Raw genomic sequence first — 18553 nt, 5'->3', positions numbered from 1 at the left:
ACTGCCCGTGTTGTCCTCTTCCATCCGGACTATACCGTCGGCTCCGGCATCTCACCGGATCTGCTGACCTTCCGACAGGAGGTGCCGGAAGCGCTCGCGGGCTCCAGGATTGCTCCTGATACCGCCGGTGGGGAATTACACCCCGCCCTGAGAACATTTCAAAGATAGGATCAAAAACAGGCGGATGGCAAGGTCACTCGACCCGGCAAAAATGCAAAGCTGCCCTAACGCCGATGGACACACTGTTCACACGGAGGCGACGACCGGGTCGCCTTCCGTGCTTCGTTGGTGCTTTGATCCTTCCATGCATGTCGTTGTCCCAAAACCACTGCGCACTTTTGGGCGACATGCATCAGGACATGATCAGGCCGCCGTCGACATTGATGGTCTGGCCGGTGATATAGGCGGCGTCGTCGCTGGCGAGGAAGGTAACCAGGCCGGCGACATCCTCGCCGGAGCCGGCCCGTTTCATCGGGATGCCCTCGACCCATTCCTTCATCAACTCGCCGGGGGCGTAGTTGCCGAGCAGCTTGCCCCAGGCCTGGTCGTTATAGGCCCACATGTCGGTCTCGATGATGCCGGGGCAGAAGGCGTTGACGGTGATCTTCTCGGTCGCGACTTCCTTGGCCAGGCTCTGGGTGATGCCGACGACGCCCATTTTCGAGGCGGCATAATGCGGCGTGTAGATAAAGCCGTCACGGGCCTGGCCGGAAGCGGTGTTGATGATGCGGCCGCCGCGCTTGTGCTTGCGCATTCTCGATATCGCCTCCTGGGCGCAGAGGAAGACGCCCTTGGTGTTGACGGCCATGACCTTGTCCCACTCGTTTTCGGTCAGGTCCTCGACGCGGGCAATGGTGATGACGCCGGCGTTCTGGATCGAGACGTCGACCGAGCCGAATTCCTTCTCGGCGGCATCATAGAGGGCGGTGACGCTCGCCTTGTCGGTGACGTCGCCGATGAAGGAGATCGCCTTGCCGCCGTCGGCCCGGATCTGTTCGGCAACGCCGTGAACCAGTTCCTCGTTGGCCGAGACGACGAGATTGGCGCCTTCTTTCGCAAAGCGTCTGGCGATCGCCGCTCCGATGCCGCGGCTGCCACCGGTAATGACGACGGTCTTCTGCTCAAAGCGTTTCATGCTCTTTCCTTGTCCATCGATAAACAATAAATCTGGGTGCGACCTACCATGCGATCATTATTGGAGATCAACCGGTTGTCGCGAATTCAGGCAGTCTTGAGCGTCGATGACGACGCCCGAGCTCTCCGTCCGTTCGACAGCCCGTTCGATCGGCGTGAAGGGCGGGCAGACGGCGATATCGCACGCCGTCTTGCCCGTTAGTCCCTTCAGCGCCTCGATCTCAGCCAGGGAGGAAGCGAGATCGGTCACTTTCCAGCAGCGGCAATGAGCTTTCTCATCACCAGCAGCAGAAACCGCCGTCGACGAGAAGATCGACGCCGGTCACGAAACTTGCTGCATTCGACAGCAGAAACACCGCCGGACCAACCATCTCGTCGACCGCTGCCATGCGCTGCATCGGCGTCTGCTCTTCGAAGAGCTTGGTCTGGTGGACCATCTCCGGACGGGTGTTCATGGGCGTTGCCGTGTATCCGGGGGAGATGGTGTTGACGCGAATGCCGCGGTCGACCCATTCCATCGCCATGGACTTCGACATATGGATCACGCCCGCCTTGGAGGCGTTATAGTGCGCTTGGCTCAGCCCCCGGTTTACGATCACACCCGACATGGAAGCGATGTTGACGATGGAGCCGCGTCCATTCTTCAGCATGGCGCGAGCCTCTGCCTGGCAGGAAAGAAAGACGCCTTTCAGGTTGATATCCATCAACGTCTGATATTGGTCCTCCTCCATTTCTTCCGCTGCGTTCGCGTTAGCGATGCCTGCAGCGTTGACTGCAAGCGTCAGCGTGCCGAGATCGGCTTCGGTGCGTGCTACGGCATCTCCAAGGGAAGATTTGCTCGTGACATCCGCCGCGATCTGGATCGAGCGGCGGCCGGCGGCGCGAATATGTTCGGCCGTCTTGACCAGCCCGTCGTCGGTTCGGCGGTCGAGCAGCGCCACGTCGGCGCCGCATTGCGCAAGGCCGATGGCAATGCGCTGACCAATACCGCTGCCGGCTCCGGTAACGATGGCAACCTGGCCGCTGAGATCGAAAAGCTTCGGGGCGTTCAGAGTGATGTCGGACACCGCTCTTCCTTTCTCTGTCTGTTTAGATGGTGGCCAGCTCCATGACCGAAACGTCATTTGCCTGGTCACGATTGAGAATCCCCGCCTGCTTGCCTTGCGCAAGCACGAGAATGCGATTGGAGATTCCGAGAACTTCTTCGAGGTCCGAGCTTACGACGATGACCGCCACGCCCTGTTTGGCAAGATTGACGATGATGTCGTAGATGCCCGCTCGGGCACCGACGTCGATGCCTCTCGTCGGTTCGTCGAGCACGACGACCTTGGGATCGCGCATCAGCCACTTCGCGATCACGACCTTCTGCTGGTTGCCGCCGGACAGGTCCGAGGCGTGCTGTTCAGCACGGCCCTTTACGCCGAACTTGGCAACTGCCTTTTCCGCAAATGAGCGCTTGATGCGCGGCGTGATCCAACCACCGCCCAGTTTGTCAAGATTGGCATAGATAATGTTCTCGCTGATCCGGTGCCCGACGATCAGGCCCTGCTCCTTGCGGTCTTCCGGAACCATCACGATACCCTTGGCGATCGCGTCCGCCGGATCTCGCAGCCTCAGTTCCTCGCCTTCCAGCTTGATCGACCCAGCACTGATTGGATCTGCTCCCGAAATCGCACGCACCAGTTCGGTGCGGCCGGCGCCGACCAATCCGGCGATCCCCAGAATTTCCCCGGCCCGGACCTCGAAGGTAACGTCACGGAACGAGTTGTCCGGCGAGCTCAGCCCGGACACCTGGAGTACCGGACGATCTGTCGGAACCGGCAGGGTAGGGAACAAGCGGTCAAGCGGGCGCCCGACCATGCTCTCGACAATCGTTCGCACCGGGGTCGCGCTGTCTGAGAATTCTTGCACCCGCTCGCCGTCACGAAGAACGACGATCCGGTCGGTTATTCGCTTGATCTCTTCCATACGGTGGGAAATGTAGACGATGCCGACGCCTTCTGACCGAAGCTTGCGAACCTGTTCGAAGAGAGCTTCCGTCTCCGCGCCGCCAAGGGCGGCTGTCGGCTCATCGAGGATCAGGAGCTTTGCGTTGAGAGCCAGCGCCTTGGCGATCTCGATAAGTTGCTGATTTGCCGTGGAAAGGCCGGCGACCGTCCGCGTTGCGGGGATGTGAAGGTTCAAGCGAGCGAGCTGGTCCTGGGCCCGGCGAACCATCTGGGCGCGGTCGACGACGCCGTTCTTCATCGGCCAGCGTCCGATGAAGACGTTTTCCGCGATCGACAGCTGCGGCAGAAGCTGCAGCTCCTGATGGATCAGCACAACGCCCTTGTCGATCGCTTCCCTTGGGGTGGCCGGGGCATAAGGCTGCCCCAGCCATGTCATTGATCCTTCGGACGGCATGCGTGACCCGGCGATGATGCCCGATAGCGTTGACTTGCCCGCTCCGTTTTCACCGAGAAGTGCAACCACTTCGCCCGGATAGACGTCCAAGCTGACATTCTTCAGAACCTGGAGCGGCCCATACCATTTGGATATGCCCCTCAGGGAAAGAACTGGATCAGTCACGGCACACCTCCTCAAGACCTCGACTTCATTATGGATGGTTGGCGATGAAGCCTGCGACGTTTTCCTTGGTTGTCAGCGTGGCATCCAGGAGTTGGACCGGCGGCACCTTTTCCCCGGCAACAAGTTTGGCGGCGTTTTCAACCGCGTCGCGGCCCATCTTCTGCGTCTGCTGGGTCGCCGTTACGTTGAAGACGCCCTTGCTGAGTGCTTCGAGAGCCGCGGTGTCACCATCGAAGCCGCCAACCACGATCTTCTGCGACGGATTGGCGACCTTGATCGCCTGCGCGGCGCCAAGGGCAAGGCCGTCGGCCTGGGCGAACACGATCGAAACGTCAGGATTTGCCTGCAGCATATTCTGCATGATCTGGAAACCTTCGTCCTGGCTCCAGATGTTCGAGAACTGTTCGGCGACAACCTTGACGTCCGGATATGCCTTGAGAGATTCAGCGCAGCCCTTCGAACGGTCGACTTCYGGCGTCGTGCCCTTCTGGCCGTGGATGATGACCATCTTCCCCTTGCCGCCGGCTTCCTTCAGGATGTAGTCGCACACGGCCTTGGCAGACGCGACGGAATCCGTTGCAAGGAAGGTAWCGCCGGGTGCTCCCTCGGCGTTGCGGTCAACGTTCACGACCGGAATACCAGCGCTCTTCGCGAGCTTGACCGGAACGGTCGCAGCAGCCGCGCCGGCCGGAATGTAGATCAGCGCGTCGATTTTCTGGGTCAGAAGATCCTGGATCTGGTTGACCTGCGTCGGCCCGTCGCCCTTTGCGTCGACGGTGATGACTTCGATGCCGCGCTTCTTGGCTTCGGCCTCGACCGATTGCTTGATCTGGTTGAAGAAGTTTGCCTGAAGGTTGGCAACGGCCAGGCCGAGCTTCTTCAGTTCCGCAGCATGTACAGGCCCGAGCATGAGGCCCAGCAGTGCAGCAGATGCGAGCATGGTGCGCGCTATTTTCATTGTATTTCCTCCGTTGTTTGATGGAACCCTCGGGTATGTCCTCCCCCTCGGGGTATTGATCCGACCCAAATTTTTGGGGCGGAATTCCGGGCCCGCCAACGCGGTGGACCTCGCTCGTCAGGCGCGACKCCGACGAATGGTCTCCGCGCCGACCGCAAGCACGATGACGATGCCGATGATCACCTGCTGCAGGAAGGGCGAGACGTTGAGAAGGTTGAGACCGTTGCGAAGCACACCGATGATAAGAACGCCGATCAGCGTTCCACCGATGCCGCCCGCGCCGCCGGAGAGCGAAGTCCCGCCGATGACGACCGCAGCGATGGTGTCCAGTTCATAGCCCAGACCACTGGACGGCTGGACGGAATCCAGCCGCGCGGCGAGCACGATGCCGGCGAGCCCCGCAAGGACGGCACTCACGACATAGACGGCTATCGTCACGAGCGGGACGTTGATACCGGCCAGGCGTGCGACTTCGGGATTTCCTCCCACCGCGTAGAGCATGCGACCTTCGGACCGGAAGTGCAGGAAAAGCCACGCGGCAAGAACAACCGCAAGCATGAGAAACACAGTGGCTGTCAACACGCCGAAATGGCGATCGATTGCCAGCATCATGAACCAGTCGGGGAATCCAACGATCTGTTGGCCGTCCGTGATCATATTCGCGACGCCGCGAGCCGCAGACATCATCGCAAGAGTGGCAATAAACGCTGGAACCCTGAACTGCGTAACCAGAAGTCCGACGATCAGCCCCGAAAGGCCCGCTGCGACCAGAGCAAAAGCGATCCCGACCGGCAGCGGCAGGCCGGCGACATTCGCAGTCCAGCCCATGACCATCATCGCAAGAGCGAGTGCCGAGCCGACGGAGAGATCGATGCCGCCGATCAGAATGACAAAGGTCATTCCGACGGCCATGATGCCGAGGACAGTGATCTGATCGAGGATGTTGAGACCGTTCCGAACCGAAAGAAACGTGTCGGTGCTGAGGCTCAGGAAGACGCAAAGCGCGAGCAGCCCCACGAGCGGGCCGGTGGCGCCCTTGAGTTTGCTCAACCAGGCCCCGGACGAAAGCCCGTGTTCATTGATATCGAGCGCCACCATTGTTCCTCCCTATGTCTAGGCTAATAGCTAATTCACTCTACGAATAAATATTCACTGATGCTGGAAAATTCATTAACAAGTTGCTTTCCGGCTGTCAACAGGATTTCTAGGCCTACAACTGTTGGTGTTCCACTTAAAGGGCTTGACTAATCGGTGTCTTGTGCAAAAATATTGACAACTGAATATTTATGCATGAGAGGAATCCATGAATACGACAGAACTCGAGCGGGTCGCTCGCGAGATCCGATTGCGCGATCTCCAGGCGGTCTTTGAAGCGGGCGCCGGCCATATTGGCGGGGAAATGTCGGTCATCGACATTTTGACTGCCCTCTATTTTCGTGTGCTGAATGTTTGGCCCGATCAGCCGAAGCACCCCGACCGCGACAGGTTCGTTCTTTCGAAGGGACATACTGCATGCGCGCTGTATGTGACGCTCGCAAAACGCGGCTTCATCCCGGAGGAAGAGATTTCCACCTTTTTGCAGCCGCATTCGAGGCTCAACGGGCATCCAAATTGCAACAAGGTTCCTGGCGTCGAAACGAATACCGGGCCGCTCGGCCACGGTCTTCCGGTCGCAGTAGGAATGGCGATAGCCGCCAAACTCTCGGCCGCGAAATATCACACCTATGTCGTCACCGGCGACGGTGAGATGCAGGAGGGCTCCAACTGGGAAGCGATCATGGCGGCCGCGCAGTTCAAGCTCGATGACTTGACGCTGGTCATCGACCACAACAGGTTCCAGCAGGGCGCCGCCCTGGCGGAAACCAACGATCTCGCCCCGCTTCGTCCGAAGCTTGAAGCTTTCGATTGGGAAGTCACCGAGATCAACGGGAACAATATGAGCGAGGTCGTTTCAGCCCTCGAACACCGGGGATCGAGACCGCATTGCATCGTCGCCCACACCAACAAGGGCCATGGAATCTCGTTCATGCAAGACCGAGTCGACTGGCACCACAAGGTACCGAGCAAGGAACAATACGAAATCGCATTGGCAGAATTGTCGGAGGCACTGTAATGAACGCGCCAATAAACGCACCCAAGCTCTACGATTGCCGCGACGCATTCGCCACTACGCTTGAGCGGCTGGCAGCCGAAAACGAAACGATCGTTGCCGTCTGCAACGACTCCGTGGGTTCTTCCAAGCTCGGCGGCTTCAAGGCGAAGTTTGGAGAGCGCCTCGTCAATGTCGGTATCGCTGAGCAGAACATGGTGGGGGTTGCAGCAGGCCTGGCCAATGGCGGACGCCTTCCGTTCGTGTGCGCCGCCGCTCCGTTTCTAACGGGACGGTCGCTGGAGCAGATCAAGGCCGATATTTCCTACTCGAATGCCAACGTCAAGCTGGTCGGTATTTCTTCCGGAATGGCGTATGGCGAACTCGGGCCGACCCATCACTCGATCGAGGATTTTGCCTGGACGCGTGTTCTGCCTAATCTTCCGGTCATTGCGCCTTGTGACCGCATCGAAACAGCTGCTGCGGTTGAGTGGGCCGCGGCCTACAACGGCCCCTGTTTCCTGCGTCTGTCTCGCGTAGGTGTGCCTGATCTGCTTCCGGAGGGTCACAAGTTCGAACTTGGCAAGGCAAACCTCCTTCGCCAAGGTTCCGACGTCACCCTTATCGCAAACGGCACTTTGACTCATCGAATCTTAAAGGCTGCCGAGATCCTCGCAGAACGTGGCATCAACGCCAGAGTACTCAACCTTGCAACGGTTCGTCCGATCGACGAGGAGGCTATCATCGCTGCGGCGAAGGAAACCGGAGCGATCGTCACAGCCGAAGAGCATTCGATCTTTGGCGGGCTCGGCTCCGCGGTAGCCGAAGTGGTGGTCGACAATGCTCCAGTCCCGATGAAGCGTCTCGGAGTTCCCGGCGTCTACGCTCCGACCGGTTCGGCAGAGTTCCTGCTCGACGAATTCGGGATGGCGCCGTCCGCAATCGCCGACGCGGCGCAGTCGCTGATCAGGCGCAAGTAACTGGGATCACGTGATCAGCCCGGACGCTTTTTGTCGTCCCGGCTGCCGCCTGATCTGGGGAGGATAGAATGCGGGCAATTCTGGCAATTGACCAGGGCACGACCAATTCAAAGGCAGTTCTCGTTTCCGAAAAGGGAGAAATTGTTGGCAGAGGTTCGGCTCCAGTCGGCATCGCCTATCCGAAACCAGGCTGGGTCGAACAAGACCCACGCCGGCTCTACGCATCCGTCTGCGAGGCGATCGACGCCTGCCTGAAGGCTGGCCCCGATGTAGCTATTGAGGCGGTGGCGATTTCCAACCAGCGCGAGTCAGTCACTGCCTGGGACGCCGAAACGGGAGAAGCACTTGGGCCGGTGGTAAGCTGGCAGTGCCGCCGAACGGCACAGGATTGCGAACGTCTTATTACCGAAGGCCACCTTCACCGTGTGCAGGCGCTCACGGGCCTGCCGCTGGATCCGATGTTTCCGGGTTCGAAATTCCGATGGCTGCTCGACCGTATTCCGGCTGGGCGTTCGGTGCGGCTAGGAACGGTCGACAGTTGGCTCGTCCACTGCCTGACGGGCGGGCGCCGGCATGTCTGCGACGCTTCCAATGCCGCCAGGAGCCAGTTGTTCGATCTCCAGGAGCAGAGATGGAGCGAGGAACTTGGCGAGATCTTCGGCGTGGATATCGCGCTCCTGCCCGAGGTACTCGACAGCTCTGCCGACTTCGGCAGGACGCAAGGGTTGCCAGGCGTGCCGGATGGAACTCCGATCATGGCCGTGATCGGAGACAGTCATGCTGCGCTGTTCGGTCATGGAGCATTCAAGCCGGGTGATGGCAAGGTAACCTTCGGAACCGGCTCGTCGGTGATGACGACGCTTCCGCGATTTATTCCCCCACGCAACGGCGTCACTACGACCGTCGCATGGCGTCTCCATGGAAAGCCGACCTTCGCTTTCGAAGGCAATATTCTCGTCTGCGCCGCCAGTCTCCCCTGGATGGCAGGCATTCTCGGCCTTTCGGACGTGGCGGCCCTTGTCGAACTTGCGGCGAGCGCCGAACCGGGCGGACCGGGCTTCGTGCCAGCATTCGTGGGACTGGGCGCACCCTATTGGAACTCCGACGCCCGTGCCCTGTTCTCCCAGATCAACTTCAATACGACACGTGCGCAAATGGCGCGGTCGGTCACCGACTCGATCGCCTTCCAGGTGCACGACGTGATCGCCGCCATGCGAGCACAAAGCGGCGGCGAGCTCGGGGCCCTCTATGTGGACGGCGGACCGAGCCAGAACCGCTTCCTGATGCAATGTGTCTCGAATCTCATCGAACATCCCGTGATTCAATGCGAAGCACCCGAGGCGTCGGCTTTGGGAGCCGCATATCTCGCGGGTCTCTCACTTGGCTTGTGGAGCGATCTTCAGGTTATCGCGGAGCTGCCCCGGAGCTCACATATCATTGACCCGGAACCCGTGGATCGAGCGGTGCTTCTGAATACCTGGAATGATGCACTTGCCCGCTCGACGGCACGCGAAACAACGGCTAATGATGAATAAAAATTCACCCTAGGATTAGCGATGACTCGCCTCAATGAACTCCGCCTCATCTCAAGGGTCGCCCAGATGTACCACTTGGAGGGGCGGCGACAGGCGGAGATCGCACAGCACCTTCGCCTGTCGCAGGCGACAGTGTCGCGCATGCTCAAGCGTGCCGAGGCCGAAGATATTGTGCGAACCAGCGTGACCCCCCCCGTTGGCACCTACAGCGAGCTTGAGAGCGCGCTTCGCGAGAAATATGATTTGCCGGAGGCGATCGTCGTTGAGTGTACGGAAGATCGGGACGGCGCCATCATGGCCCGTATCGGAGAGGCAGCGGCTCATCTCTTGGAGGTGACGCTTGCGCCAGGGGAGATCATCGGCGTTTCGAGTTGGAGCCAGACCATCTCCAAGATGGTCGAGAACATTCATCCCCTTAAGAGCGCTCAGGCGAAATACGTCGTCCAAACCCTTGGAGGCATGGGCGATCCTTCAGTGCAGACACATGCGACGCAGCTTACCACGCGGCTTGCTCGGCTGACCGGCGCTGAGCCAAAACTGCTCGCTGTGCAGGGCGTTACAACGTCCAGAGAGGCAAAATTTCTTATGCAGGCCGATCCATACGTTCGGGAGACGATGGACCTGTTCGGCAGCATAACGCTTGCGATTGTCGGAATCGGAGCGGTCGAACCGTCCGAACTTCTCGCACGGTCAGGCAACATCTTTTCGTCCCGCGAACTGTCTGATCTCGCGGAAGCGGGAGCCGTCGGCGATATCTCGCTTCGCTTCTTCGATAAAAACGGCAAGCCGGTCAAGACGCCCCTGGACGACCGGGTCATAGGGCTTCCACTCGAGGATCTCGAACGGGTGGACCGGGTCATTGCTCTTGCCGGCGGGTCCAAAAAGACCGACGCGATCGCAGGCGCGCTCCGCGTGGGGGTCATCCACATGCTTGTTACGGACAAGTTTACCGCGCAGCGATTGATCAACTGATGAGGCAGACTGATTCCCCAACCTCAATGCGCCGTCCCATCCACAATCACGTGGTCGTGGTCCAGCGAGCATCTCTCCACCCGGGCCTCGACCCTGTAGATTTCCCGTAGCATCTCAGCGGTGACGACGTCGCGGGGGGTGCCGCAGGCATGCATGCGGCCGTTGGCGATGACGAGGACTTTGTCGGCGAAGCGGAGCGCCTGGTTGAGGTCGTGGATGGCGATCAGCACGATCATGCCTTTGGTGCGGGCCTGGCGGCGCATGAAATCGAGGACCTCGACCTGGCGATGAAGATCGAGCGCGCTGGTTGGCTCGTCCATCAGCATGATCTCCGGCTCGCGGACCAGAGCCTGGGCGATCGAGACGAGCTGGCGCTGGCCGCCGGAAAGCGCGCCGAGATCGCGGAAGGCGATGGAGGTAATGTTTAGCGCCTTCATGATCTCGTCGATGAAGCGCAAGTCGCTGTCGCTGACGGCCCAGGACTGGCCCTGCTTGCGGGCAAGCAGGATGGATTCGTAGACCGTCAGCACCGCGTTGGCCGAGGTATCCTGCGGCATGTAGCCGATGGCCTTTTTGGCCTTCGAGCCTTCGACCACGACATGGCCCGGCCCTTTGAGGAGGCCGGTAATGCGCTTGAAGAGGGTCGACTTGCCGGCAGCGTTCGGGCCGATCACCGCCACGACCTCGCCCGATGTCATCACCGGCGTCGTCACGTCTTCGACGAAGAGCTTGCGGCCGTGATAGGCGCCGACCGATTGCAACTGAAGCGCTACCACGACCGGCTCCTGTTCGAGAGGATGAGCGAGAAGAAGAAGGGCACGCCGACCAGCGCGGTGATGATGCCGATCGGGAAGACGACACCCGGAATGATCGACTTCGAGACGATCGAGGTCAGCGACAGCAGCAGCGCGCCCGACAGGACAGAGCCCGGCAGGAAGAAGCGCTGATCCTCGCCGAGGATCATGCGTGCGATGTGCGGCCCGACGAGGCCGACGAAACCGATCGTACCGACGAAGCTGACCGGCACCGCGGCGAGCAGCGAGACAACAAGCATGGTTTCGAGCCGGATGCGACGGACATTGACGCCGAAGCTTGCGGCCTTGTCCTCGCCGAGGCGGATGGCCGTCAACGCCCAGGCATTGCGGGCAAAGAGCGGCAGGGCGATCAGCAGAACGGCAAGCGTTACCCAGATCTTCGGCCAGGTGGCCTTGGTGAGGCTGCCCATCGTCCAGAAGACGACAGCCGACAGTGCCTGTTCGGAGGCGAGATATTGCAGGAAGGCGAGAGCCGCATTGAAGGTGAAGACCAGCGCGATGCCGAGCAGCACCACCGTCTGCACCGAGACGCCGCGGGCCTGCGAGACGAAATGGATGAAGAGCGTGGCGATCAGCGCCATGATGAAGGCGTTGACCGGCACCAGCAGGCCGGCTGCAACCGGCAGAAGCGGAACGCTGGTGACGATCGCCAGTGCGGCGCCGAAGCTTGCCGCCGCTGAAATGCCGAGCGTGAAGGGGCTGGCGAGCGGATTGGCAAGAATCGTCTGCATCTGTGCGCCGGCGACGGAGAGCGATGCGCCGACGACAATCGCCATCACCGCAACCGGCATGCGGATGTCCCAGACTACGGCGCGCACCTGATCCGAARCGGAGGAGGGGTCGAGAAGGGCGGCGACGACTTCACTAAGGCTGTAGCGGGCCGGGCCCCAGGCGAGATCGACGGCAAAGGACAGGCAGAGCGCTGCCGTCATGGCGGCAAGGATCAGCAGCTTGCGCCGGGCGAGGGCGCGGTAGCGCTCCCTCCCGGCTTCGGCTTCTATCGATATGGCGGCGATCTCGGCCATGTCGGATTACTGACCCGCCTTGGCGTCGACCCAGTAACCCGGCTGATAGGCGACCGGCAGGAATTTTTCGTGGAATTCCTTGAAGGTGGCATCGGGATCGAGATCGGCAAAGAGGTTCGGATGGAACCACTTGGCCAGCTGCTGCACGGCGACGAACTGGTAGGGGCTGGTATAGAACTGGTGCCAGATCGCATGGACATTGCCGCCGGCAACCGCTCTGGAGCCGGTGAAGGCAGGGTTTTCCACCAACGTGTTCAGCGCCTTGCGGCTGTCGTCGAAGGTGACGGCGGCATTCGGGCCGACATTCACAAAGTCCTTGGCATTCTTGGTCTGGCTCCAGTTGGAACCGGTGACGACGATGACGTCAGGATTGGAGGCGACGACCTGCTCGGCATTGATCGAGCCGGTATAGCCCGGCAGGAAATCGGAGCCGAGATTGTGGCCGCCGGCCCAATCGACCATCAGGCCGAAATTGTCGGGGCCGAAGGTGCCGCAGCATTCGACCAGGCCTGCGGCGCGGTACATGAAGACATTCGGCTTCGGCGGATTGGCGGCCTTCAGTCTGTCGGTGACGCGGGCCATCTGCTCTTTCCAGAAGCTGGCGACGGCTTCGGCGCGGTCCTCATGGCCGAAGATCTGGCCGAGGATCTTCAAGCTCGGCTCGGTGTTGGCGAGAATGTGCTCGCGGAAATCGATGTAGACGATCTTCACGCTGATGCCGTTCAGCATGTCTTCGAGTTTCACTTCGTCGGCGGCCGCTTTGTTGCCGATCGGCAGCAGCAGCACGTCGGGATGAAGCTTGACGACCGTCTCGGTCTGCAGCGTGCCGTCGGTCAGGTTGCCCAGAAAGGGCAGGTCCTTGCCCTTCGGAAACTTCTCTACATAGGCGTTGAAGCCGTCCTTGTCGGTGGTCCAGAGATCGTTGCGCCAGCCGACGATTTTGGCGAAAGGATCTTCCTTCTCGATCGGCGCGACGGCGTAGAGCATGCGGCCTTCCCCAAGGATCACACGCTCGACCGGCTTGTCGAAGATCACTTCGCGGCCCGCGACATCCTTGACGGTGAAGGACTGCGCCCAGGCCGAAAGCGGCATCAGGCTCGCAATCGCCGCTGCGGAGACTGCGAGTATTTTCACGAAATTCATCTGGAAATTCCCCCGATGTCTGAATAATGTCCGCAGGCATAAGAAATATGACTTTATGAATCAAGTTATATGTTTTAGAGCCTTTCCAAACTGATCCGATGCCGGGGTGCCTCAGATGAATTCCATGAACACGAACTACTCGATCCGCGATGAAATCCGCGACTTCTGGTCGGAACGGGCGGCGACCTTCGACCAGAGCGTCGGCCATGAAATCTTTTCGGAAGCGGAGCGGAAAGGCTGGCAGCGGCTGATCAGAAAACATCTGGGCGAGGGCCAAGGGCGCGCGGCCCTCGATCTTGCCTGCGGCACCGCTGTCATATCACATCTGATGCATGGTGCAGGCTTTGCAGTCACCGGCCTCGACTGGTCGGATGCGATGCTGGCGCAGGCGCGTGCCAAGGCGAAGAAGCGCGGCACCGATATCCGTTTCGTTTCCGGCGACGCCGAAAACACCATGGAGCCCAAGAACAGCTACGACGTCATCACCAACCGCCATCTCGTCTGGACGCTGGTGGACCCGGCTTCGGCGTTTAAGGAATGGTTCTCGGTATTGAAGCCGGGCGGCAAGGTGCTGATCCTCGACGGCAATATGGGTAGGGAAACCTGGGTCAAGGGCCTGCAGAAGCTCTGGACGAAGGTGACCGGCAAGCCGCCGGCAAGCCACATGTCGCCGGAGATGATGGCGCGGCACCAGAAGATCCGCTCACGCGTGCATTTCTCCAGCCAGATGCCGGCCGAAGCAGTCGTCGATCTTCTGCGCCAAGCCGGTTTTACGGATATCGTCATCGACCGCAAGCTCAGCGATATCCATTGGGCTCAGGCCMGCAAGATGCCGTTTCTGCGTGGGCTGGAGCGGATGGTGCAGGAGCGGTTTGCGATTTGCGCGCGCAAGCCTGGGTGATGGGGTTGGGTTGGCTCCCTCTTCTCCCCAGCGGGGAGAAGGTGGCCCGAAGGGTCGGATGAGGGGGCCACTCGGCACAGCGTTGATTGCCCTTCGCTTGCGCTCAGCGCATTCGCGGCTTCGTCGCTCACCCCCTCATCTACCCTGAAGGGCATCTTCTCCCCGCTGGGGAGAAGAGGGAGTCTGCCGCACCGTATCCCGGCCCTTCGCATGGCTCAGGGCGTTCGAAGCTGCAATCGATTCACTGGATCGATTGCTCCCGCTTTGTGGGACCGCTTCTCACCCACCCGTAACACTCATATGCCGCGCCACCGCCGGACGATTATGCGTGCGGTCGATGATGAAGTCGTGGCCCTTCGGTTTGCGGGTGATGGCCTCGTCGATGGCGGCGTGGAGGAGGGCGTCGTCTTCGGTGGCGCGGAGGCTCGCGCGCAGGTCGGCGGCATCGTTCTGGCCGAGGCACATGTAGAGCGTGCCGGTGCAGGTGAGGCGCACGCGGTTGCAGCTCTCGCAGAAATTATGGGTCATCGGCGTGATGAAGCCAAGGCGGCCGCCGGTTTCTTCGACCCTGACGTAACGCGCCGGGCCGCCGGTCTGGTAATCGATGTCCGCAAGGGTGAATTGGTCTTCGAGATCGGCACGCAGCTTTGAAAGCGGCAGATACTGGTCGGTGCGGTCTTCTTCGATCTCGCCCATCGGCATGGTTTCGATGACGGTGAGATCCATGCCGCGGCCATGGGCGAAGCGCAGCAGCTCCGGCATCTCGGCATCGTTGAAATCCTTCAGCGCCACGGCGTTGAGCTTGATCTTCAATCCTGCCTTCTGCGCGGCGTCGATGCCTTCCATGACCTTGGCGAAATCGCCCCAGCGGGTGATCTTGCGGAACTTGTCGGGGTCGAGCGTATCCAGCGAGACGTTGATGCGGCGCACGCCGCAATCATAGAGCTCCTCGGCGTGGCGCGAAAGCTGCGAGCCGTTGGTGGTCAGCGTCAGCTCGTCGAGGCCGGAGCCGATCTTCTGGCCGAGCTGGCGAACCAGATACATGATGTTCTTGCGCACCAAGGGCTCGCCGCYGGTCAGCCTGATCTTGTTGACACCCTTGTCGATGAAGGCGGAACAGAGCCGGTCGAGCTCTTCCAGCGTCAAGAGATCCTTCTTTGGCAGGAAGGTCATATTCTCCGCCATGCAATAGGTGCAGCGGAAATCGCAGCGGTCGGTGACGGAGACACGGAGATAGGTGACCGCCCGCCCGAAGGGGTCGATCATCGGGTGCGCACCTGCCACCAGCGGCGATGCATTGCCTATCGTTCCAACTCTGGTGTTCACCTGTATCTCCGTGCTCTCATCAATGTGGGCATATGCTATTGTCGCGTCAAGGGAAACAGCCCGCGCGAGCATGCCAATTTCAGCTTGCGCTGAAAAAGATCAGCGCCTACTCCTCGCATGAGAAGAGGACAAAATGATGAGCGATATCTGGCCGAGCGAACTTCGCGTCTCGAAAGACAGGCAGCGGCTGGTGGTGACCTTCAACGACGGCCAGAGCTTCGACCTGTCGGCCGAACTCCTGCGCGTGCTGTCGCCCTCGGCCGAGGTGCAGGGCCATGGGCCGGGGCAGAAGGTGACGGTGCCGGGAAAACGCAACGTCGCGATCATCTCGATGATGCCGACCGGCAATTACGCGGTCCGGATCGGCTTCGACGACATGCACGATACCGGCATCTACACCTGGACCTATCTGCGCGAGCTCGGCGAACGGGGCGCTGAGCTGTTTTCCGCCTATGAGGACGAGCTCCGCGAAAAAGGCATAAGCCGCGACACGGCGGAAAAGCCGCGCTGAGCGCCGCTACACTTTCAATCCACGCATAATCCAGCCATCGGGGGCCATATGGCGAAGACGAACGGAAAGAACTGGCTGCGCGCCAAGGGCAGCGCTAGCGGCAGCAAGGTGACCTTTCTCGAATTGTTTTTCGACCTGGTCTTCGTCTTTTCGATCTCGCAGCTTTCGCATGCGCTTGCCGCCCATTACACGCCGCTCGGTGCCGCCGAAGCGGCGCTGATGACCTTTGCCGTCTGGTGGGTGTGGATCTTCACGGCCTGGGTGACGAACTGGCTCGATCCGGACAAAATGCCAGTGCGCGGCATGCTGGTGGCGCTGATGATGCTCGGGCTGCTGCTGTCTGCCTCCATCCCCGAGGCCTTCGGCGACAAGGGGCTGCTGTTTGCCGGCGCCTATGTGGCGATGCAGGTCGGGCGCTCGCTGTTTACGACCTATGCGATGACGCGCGTCGACCGCCCCAACACGCTGAATTTCGTCCGCATCACCGCCTGGCTCGTGGTTGCCGGGGTCTTCTGGATTGCCGGCGGGCTGCTCGAGCATGAAGCCCGGCTGATCGCCTGGGTGATTGCGCTTGCGATCGAATATGCCGGGCCGGCCGCGGGCTTTGCCGTGCCAGGGCTTGGCCGCTCGACAGCGCGGGACTGGGATGTTTCCGGCGCGCATATGGCCGAACGCTGCGCGCTCTTCGTCATCATTTGCCTCGGCGAAGCGATCCTCGTTTCCGGCCGCACCTTTTCGGAACTGCCATTCTCCGGGCTGACCAGCATCGTCTTCGTCACCGGCTTCGTCGGCACGGTCGCCATGTGGTGGCTCTATTTCCGCTTCGGCCACGGGCGCGCCGCCCACCGCATCGAGCATGAAGAGACGCCGGGGAGCTTGGCGCGGCTGGCCTTCACCTATGGGCATATCCCGATTCTGGCCGGCATCATCGTTCATGCGGTGGCGGTCGAATTCATGTTCTCGCATCCGCACGAGACCGGCGATCTCGGCATTGCCGCGGCCGTGCTCGGCGGCTCCGGCCTGTTCCTGATCGGCAATCTCTGGTTCAAGGGCGCGACCAGCGGCCAGCTGCCGCTATCACATCTTGCCGGCCTGGTGTTTCTGATCCTGCTCGCCTTCGCAGCACCCTTCATCGAGGTCTATCCGATGGGCATCCTGGCGACGCTAGTGCTGATCATTGTCGCCGCCTGGGAATATCGCTCGCTGACCGGCACGGAGACTGCGCCGACGCTGCATTAGGGAGTCCGGCGTCGCGTCCTTTCAGAGGCGTGGCGCTGTCATCGGCAGGTCGATTTCAGTAAAATTTCAGAAAGCCTACCGGACAAAAATTTCGATTTGAACGATTCTCCCCCCGCCATGTGGGATGGGGCGGGTCATGTCAGCGTTTGCGAGTCTCAGCGGTTTCCGGATCGGCCTCGCCACGGGCGCCGCCTCGATAATTTCCGTCGGTCCGATTTCGGGCATCCTGCTGTCGGCCGTCTTGCTGGGTATGGTGTTCAACCTCGTTAAAGACAGCTGAGCGAGGGCTATGCGATGCCGACGAGCCTTGCCCCACTCGCCCTTCTGCTCGCTGCGGCCTTCTGGGGTTTCGGCAATCTGTCGCAGAAGCTCGTGCTCGCGGATATCGGTCCGTTCAGTGCAGTCAGTCTCCGGTGTGCGATTGCCGCTGCCGTCATGATCCCACTCATTCTGTTCGAGAAGAAGCCGGTGGCAGACCAAGGCTACTGGAAGAGTATCCTGATGGTCTCAGGGGCATTCACGGCCGCGATCACCATCCAGCAATATGCTTATCTCGGCGCGAGCGTGACCAATGCCAGCTTCCTGGTCAATACATGTGTGGTGTTGACGCCCCTGATCGCATGGCTGGCACTTGGCCAGATTGCGGGCCGTAGTGAGATCGCCGCGACCGTGATCGCCATCGGCGGCATCTTCCTGATGTCTGGCGCCTCCTCCGGCGCGCCGACCATGCAGTATGGTGATGTTGCCTGTCTCGTTGCGGCGCTGTTCTATGCGATCTGGATGGTTGCGCTTGGCAGGCATGCGGCAGCGCATGGATGCCCTGTCCGGTCCGCATGCATCCAGTTTGTGATGGCTGCCCTGTTTTCGAGCCCGTTCGCGATCGGCGAGATGCCGGCGCCGGCCAGTATCGGCGCGGCGGCGCCGCATCTCTTCATCCTCGGCGTCTTCACGACGGGCGCTGCCTTCGGCCTGCAGACCTGGGCACAGCGCCACACCTCCGCCTCCCGCGCCGCGGTCATCGTTTCGGCCGAAAGCATTTTCGGTGCGCTCGGCGCCTTTGTCGTGCTGCAGGAACGTCCCGGGCTTTCCACGCTGGCCGGTGCCGGCCTCATCTTCTGCGCAATCCTGCTGGTCTGCGTTGCAGGCCCGATCGGCAGTCTGTTGAGGGTTCGTGCGTCGAGGGTGGCCGGATAGAGCGCCGCGCGKCTTTTCAGACGCGCTAAGGACGCTCTATCACTTTGAATCTGCGGATAATCCTTTCCGAAAACCGATTCCGGTTTTCGGGGTTATGCGCTACAGCGCCGCGCGTCTTTTTAGACGCGCAAAGGACGCTGTAGCACTTTGAATTGCTGCATAA

19 protein-coding genes and 1 riboswitch are annotated in these 18553 nt (G+C 60.7%); of the genes, 9 read left to right on the top strand and 10 right to left on the bottom strand.

The annotated features are described in order from the left end of the window. Nucleotides 1-8: 8 nt before the first annotated feature. A riboswitch (FMN riboswitch) is annotated at nucleotides 9-159 on the bottom strand. Nucleotides 160-352: 193 nt separating this feature from the next. The 6 genes from AC1ECN_RS17650 to AC1ECN_RS17625 all read right to left on the bottom strand — a co-directional run bounded on the left by AC1ECN_RS17650 (nucleotide 353) and on the right by AC1ECN_RS17625 (nucleotide 5758). Beyond that, on the bottom strand, nucleotides 353-1135 hold the full coding sequence (locus tag AC1ECN_RS17650; protein WP_027689110.1) for a glucose 1-dehydrogenase: 783 nt from the start codon (nucleotides 1133-1135) through the stop codon (nucleotides 353-355). A gap of 57 nt (nucleotides 1136-1192) precedes the next feature. Further along, on the bottom strand, nucleotides 1193-1384 hold the full coding sequence (locus AC1ECN_RS17645) for a beta/alpha barrel domain-containing protein (RefSeq protein WP_027689109.1): 192 nt from the start codon (nucleotides 1382-1384) through the stop codon (nucleotides 1193-1195). Between the two features lie 28 nt (nucleotides 1385-1412). Continuing rightward, entirely contained in the window at nucleotides 1413-2201 is a 789-nt protein-coding gene (locus AC1ECN_RS17640) for an SDR family oxidoreductase (protein ID WP_029870788.1), read from the bottom strand. 22 nt (nucleotides 2202-2223) lie between these two features. Then, the gene (locus tag AC1ECN_RS17635) at nucleotides 2224-3702 is read right to left on the bottom strand and encodes a sugar ABC transporter ATP-binding protein (protein WP_130672679.1); all 1479 of its coding nucleotides are present in this window, start codon (nucleotides 3700-3702) and stop codon (nucleotides 2224-2226) included. 28 nt (nucleotides 3703-3730) lie between these two features. Then, entirely contained in the window at nucleotides 3731-4660 is a 930-nt protein-coding gene (locus tag AC1ECN_RS17630) for a substrate-binding domain-containing protein (RefSeq protein WP_477953674.1), read from the bottom strand. 117 nt (nucleotides 4661-4777) lie between these two features. Then, a complete protein-coding gene (locus AC1ECN_RS17625; RefSeq protein WP_477953671.1) occupies nucleotides 4778-5758 on the bottom strand; it encodes an ABC transporter permease in 981 nt (326 codons plus the stop codon). 205 nt (nucleotides 5759-5963) lie between these two features. Between AC1ECN_RS17625 and AC1ECN_RS17620 the strand changes: the two genes are divergently transcribed. The 4 genes from AC1ECN_RS17620 to AC1ECN_RS17605 all read left to right on the top strand — a co-directional run bounded on the left by AC1ECN_RS17620 (nucleotide 5964) and on the right by AC1ECN_RS17605 (nucleotide 10236). Further along, on the top strand, nucleotides 5964-6773 hold the full coding sequence (locus AC1ECN_RS17620; RefSeq protein ID WP_130672678.1) for a transketolase: 810 nt from the start codon (nucleotides 5964-5966) through the stop codon (nucleotides 6771-6773). After that, a complete protein-coding gene (locus tag AC1ECN_RS17615; protein WP_012757733.1) occupies nucleotides 6773-7729 on the top strand; it encodes a transketolase family protein in 957 nt (318 codons plus the stop codon). The genes AC1ECN_RS17620 and AC1ECN_RS17615 overlap by 1 nt, the downstream gene beginning before the upstream one ends. A gap of 68 nt (nucleotides 7730-7797) precedes the next feature. Continuing rightward, complete coding sequence (locus AC1ECN_RS17610) at nucleotides 7798-9264, top strand: FGGY family carbohydrate kinase (protein WP_018068655.1); 1467 nt, start codon at nucleotides 7798-7800, stop codon at nucleotides 9262-9264. Nucleotides 9265-9285: 21 nt separating this feature from the next. Continuing rightward, nucleotides 9286-10236, top strand: a complete 951-nt coding sequence (locus tag AC1ECN_RS17605; protein WP_003540269.1) for a sugar-binding transcriptional regulator — start codon at nucleotides 9286-9288, stop codon at nucleotides 10234-10236. Nucleotides 10237-10259: 23 nt separating this feature from the next. Here the strand turns inward: AC1ECN_RS17605 and AC1ECN_RS17600 are convergent, their stop codons facing one another. The 3 genes from AC1ECN_RS17600 to AC1ECN_RS17590 are packed head-to-tail and all read right to left on the bottom strand — an operon-like array spanning nucleotide 10260 to nucleotide 13219. Next, entirely contained in the window at nucleotides 10260-11012 is a 753-nt protein-coding gene (locus tag AC1ECN_RS17600) for an ABC transporter ATP-binding protein (protein ID WP_018068656.1), read from the bottom strand. Next, nucleotides 11006-12076, bottom strand: a complete 1071-nt coding sequence (locus AC1ECN_RS17595; protein WP_477953668.1) for a FecCD family ABC transporter permease — start codon at nucleotides 12074-12076, stop codon at nucleotides 11006-11008. Before AC1ECN_RS17595 ends, AC1ECN_RS17600 begins: the two co-directional genes overlap by 7 nt. 6 nt (nucleotides 12077-12082) lie before the next feature. Beyond that, nucleotides 12083-13219 carry an ABC transporter substrate-binding protein gene (locus AC1ECN_RS17590; protein ID WP_130672677.1) on the bottom strand — a complete coding sequence of 379 codons (1137 nt, stop codon included), beginning with the start codon at nucleotides 13217-13219 and terminating at the stop codon, nucleotides 12083-12085. A gap of 115 nt (nucleotides 13220-13334) precedes the next feature. Here AC1ECN_RS17590 and AC1ECN_RS17585 point away from each other — a divergent pair, with 115 nt between their 5' ends. After that, complete coding sequence (locus AC1ECN_RS17585; RefSeq protein ID WP_477953666.1) at nucleotides 13335-14120, top strand: class I SAM-dependent methyltransferase; 786 nt, start codon at nucleotides 13335-13337, stop codon at nucleotides 14118-14120. Nucleotides 14121-14399: 279 nt separating this feature from the next. On the opposite strand, the gene moaA is transcribed toward AC1ECN_RS17585, so the two are convergent. Then, on the bottom strand, nucleotides 14400-15446 hold the full coding sequence (gene moaA / locus AC1ECN_RS17580) for a GTP 3',8-cyclase MoaA (protein ID WP_477953664.1): 1047 nt from the start codon (nucleotides 15444-15446) through the stop codon (nucleotides 14400-14402). 136 nt (nucleotides 15447-15582) lie between these two features. On the opposite strand from moaA, the gene AC1ECN_RS17575 reads away from it, so the two are divergent. The 4 genes from AC1ECN_RS17575 to AC1ECN_RS17560 all read left to right on the top strand — a co-directional run bounded on the left by AC1ECN_RS17575 (nucleotide 15583) and on the right by AC1ECN_RS17560 (nucleotide 18390). Beyond that, nucleotides 15583-15957, top strand: a complete 375-nt coding sequence (locus AC1ECN_RS17575) for a gamma-butyrobetaine hydroxylase family protein (protein WP_075225750.1) — start codon at nucleotides 15583-15585, stop codon at nucleotides 15955-15957. Nucleotides 15958-16005: 48 nt separating this feature from the next. Then, nucleotides 16006-17196: a low temperature requirement protein A gene (locus AC1ECN_RS17570; RefSeq protein WP_477953662.1), complete on the top strand. Its 1191-nt coding sequence runs from the start codon at nucleotides 16006-16008 to the stop codon at nucleotides 17194-17196. A gap of 136 nt (nucleotides 17197-17332) precedes the next feature. Next, nucleotides 17333-17476, top strand: coding sequence for a hypothetical protein (locus tag AC1ECN_RS17565; protein WP_018068663.1), 144 nt, complete (start codon nucleotides 17333-17335; stop codon nucleotides 17474-17476). Between the two features lie 14 nt (nucleotides 17477-17490). Beyond that, on the top strand, nucleotides 17491-18390 hold the full coding sequence (locus tag AC1ECN_RS17560) for a DMT family transporter (RefSeq protein ID WP_024321885.1): 900 nt from the start codon (nucleotides 17491-17493) through the stop codon (nucleotides 18388-18390). Nucleotides 18391-18553: the final 163 nt, after the last annotated feature.

Source organism: Rhizobium sp. 01N447_2 (genome assembly GCF_056399245.1).
Note: the sequence above shows the minus strand (reverse complement) of the source record. Positions and strands in the feature narration are given on the sequence as shown.

Bases quoted from the DNA above. Each gene is read 5' to 3' on its own strand.
- AC1ECN_RS17650 (WP_027689110.1), bottom strand. From the start codon at position 1,135: ATGAAACGCTTTGAGCAGAAGACCGTCGTCATTACCGGTGGCAGCCGC.
- AC1ECN_RS17620 (WP_130672678.1), top strand. From the start codon at position 5,964: ATGAATACGACAGAACTCGAGCGGGTCGCTCGCGAGATCCGATTGCGC.
- AC1ECN_RS17615 (WP_012757733.1), top strand. From the start codon at position 6,773: ATGAACGCGCCAATAAACGCACCCAAGCTCTACGATTGCCGCGACGCA.
- AC1ECN_RS17610 (WP_018068655.1), top strand. From the start codon at position 7,798: ATGCGGGCAATTCTGGCAATTGACCAGGGCACGACCAATTCAAAGGCA.
- AC1ECN_RS17605 (WP_003540269.1), top strand. From the start codon at position 9,286: ATGACTCGCCTCAATGAACTCCGCCTCATCTCAAGGGTCGCCCAGATG.
- AC1ECN_RS17590 (WP_130672677.1), bottom strand. From the start codon at position 13,219: ATGAATTTCGTGAAAATACTCGCAGTCTCCGCAGCGGCGATTGCGAGC.
- AC1ECN_RS17575 (WP_075225750.1), top strand. From the start codon at position 15,583: ATGAGCGATATCTGGCCGAGCGAACTTCGCGTCTCGAAAGACAGGCAG.
- AC1ECN_RS17570 (WP_477953662.1), top strand. From the start codon at position 16,006: ATGGCGAAGACGAACGGAAAGAACTGGCTGCGCGCCAAGGGCAGCGCT.
- AC1ECN_RS17565 (WP_018068663.1), top strand. From the start codon at position 17,333: ATGTCAGCGTTTGCGAGTCTCAGCGGTTTCCGGATCGGCCTCGCCACG.
- AC1ECN_RS17560 (WP_024321885.1), top strand. From the start codon at position 17,491: ATGCCGACGAGCCTTGCCCCACTCGCCCTTCTGCTCGCTGCGGCCTTC.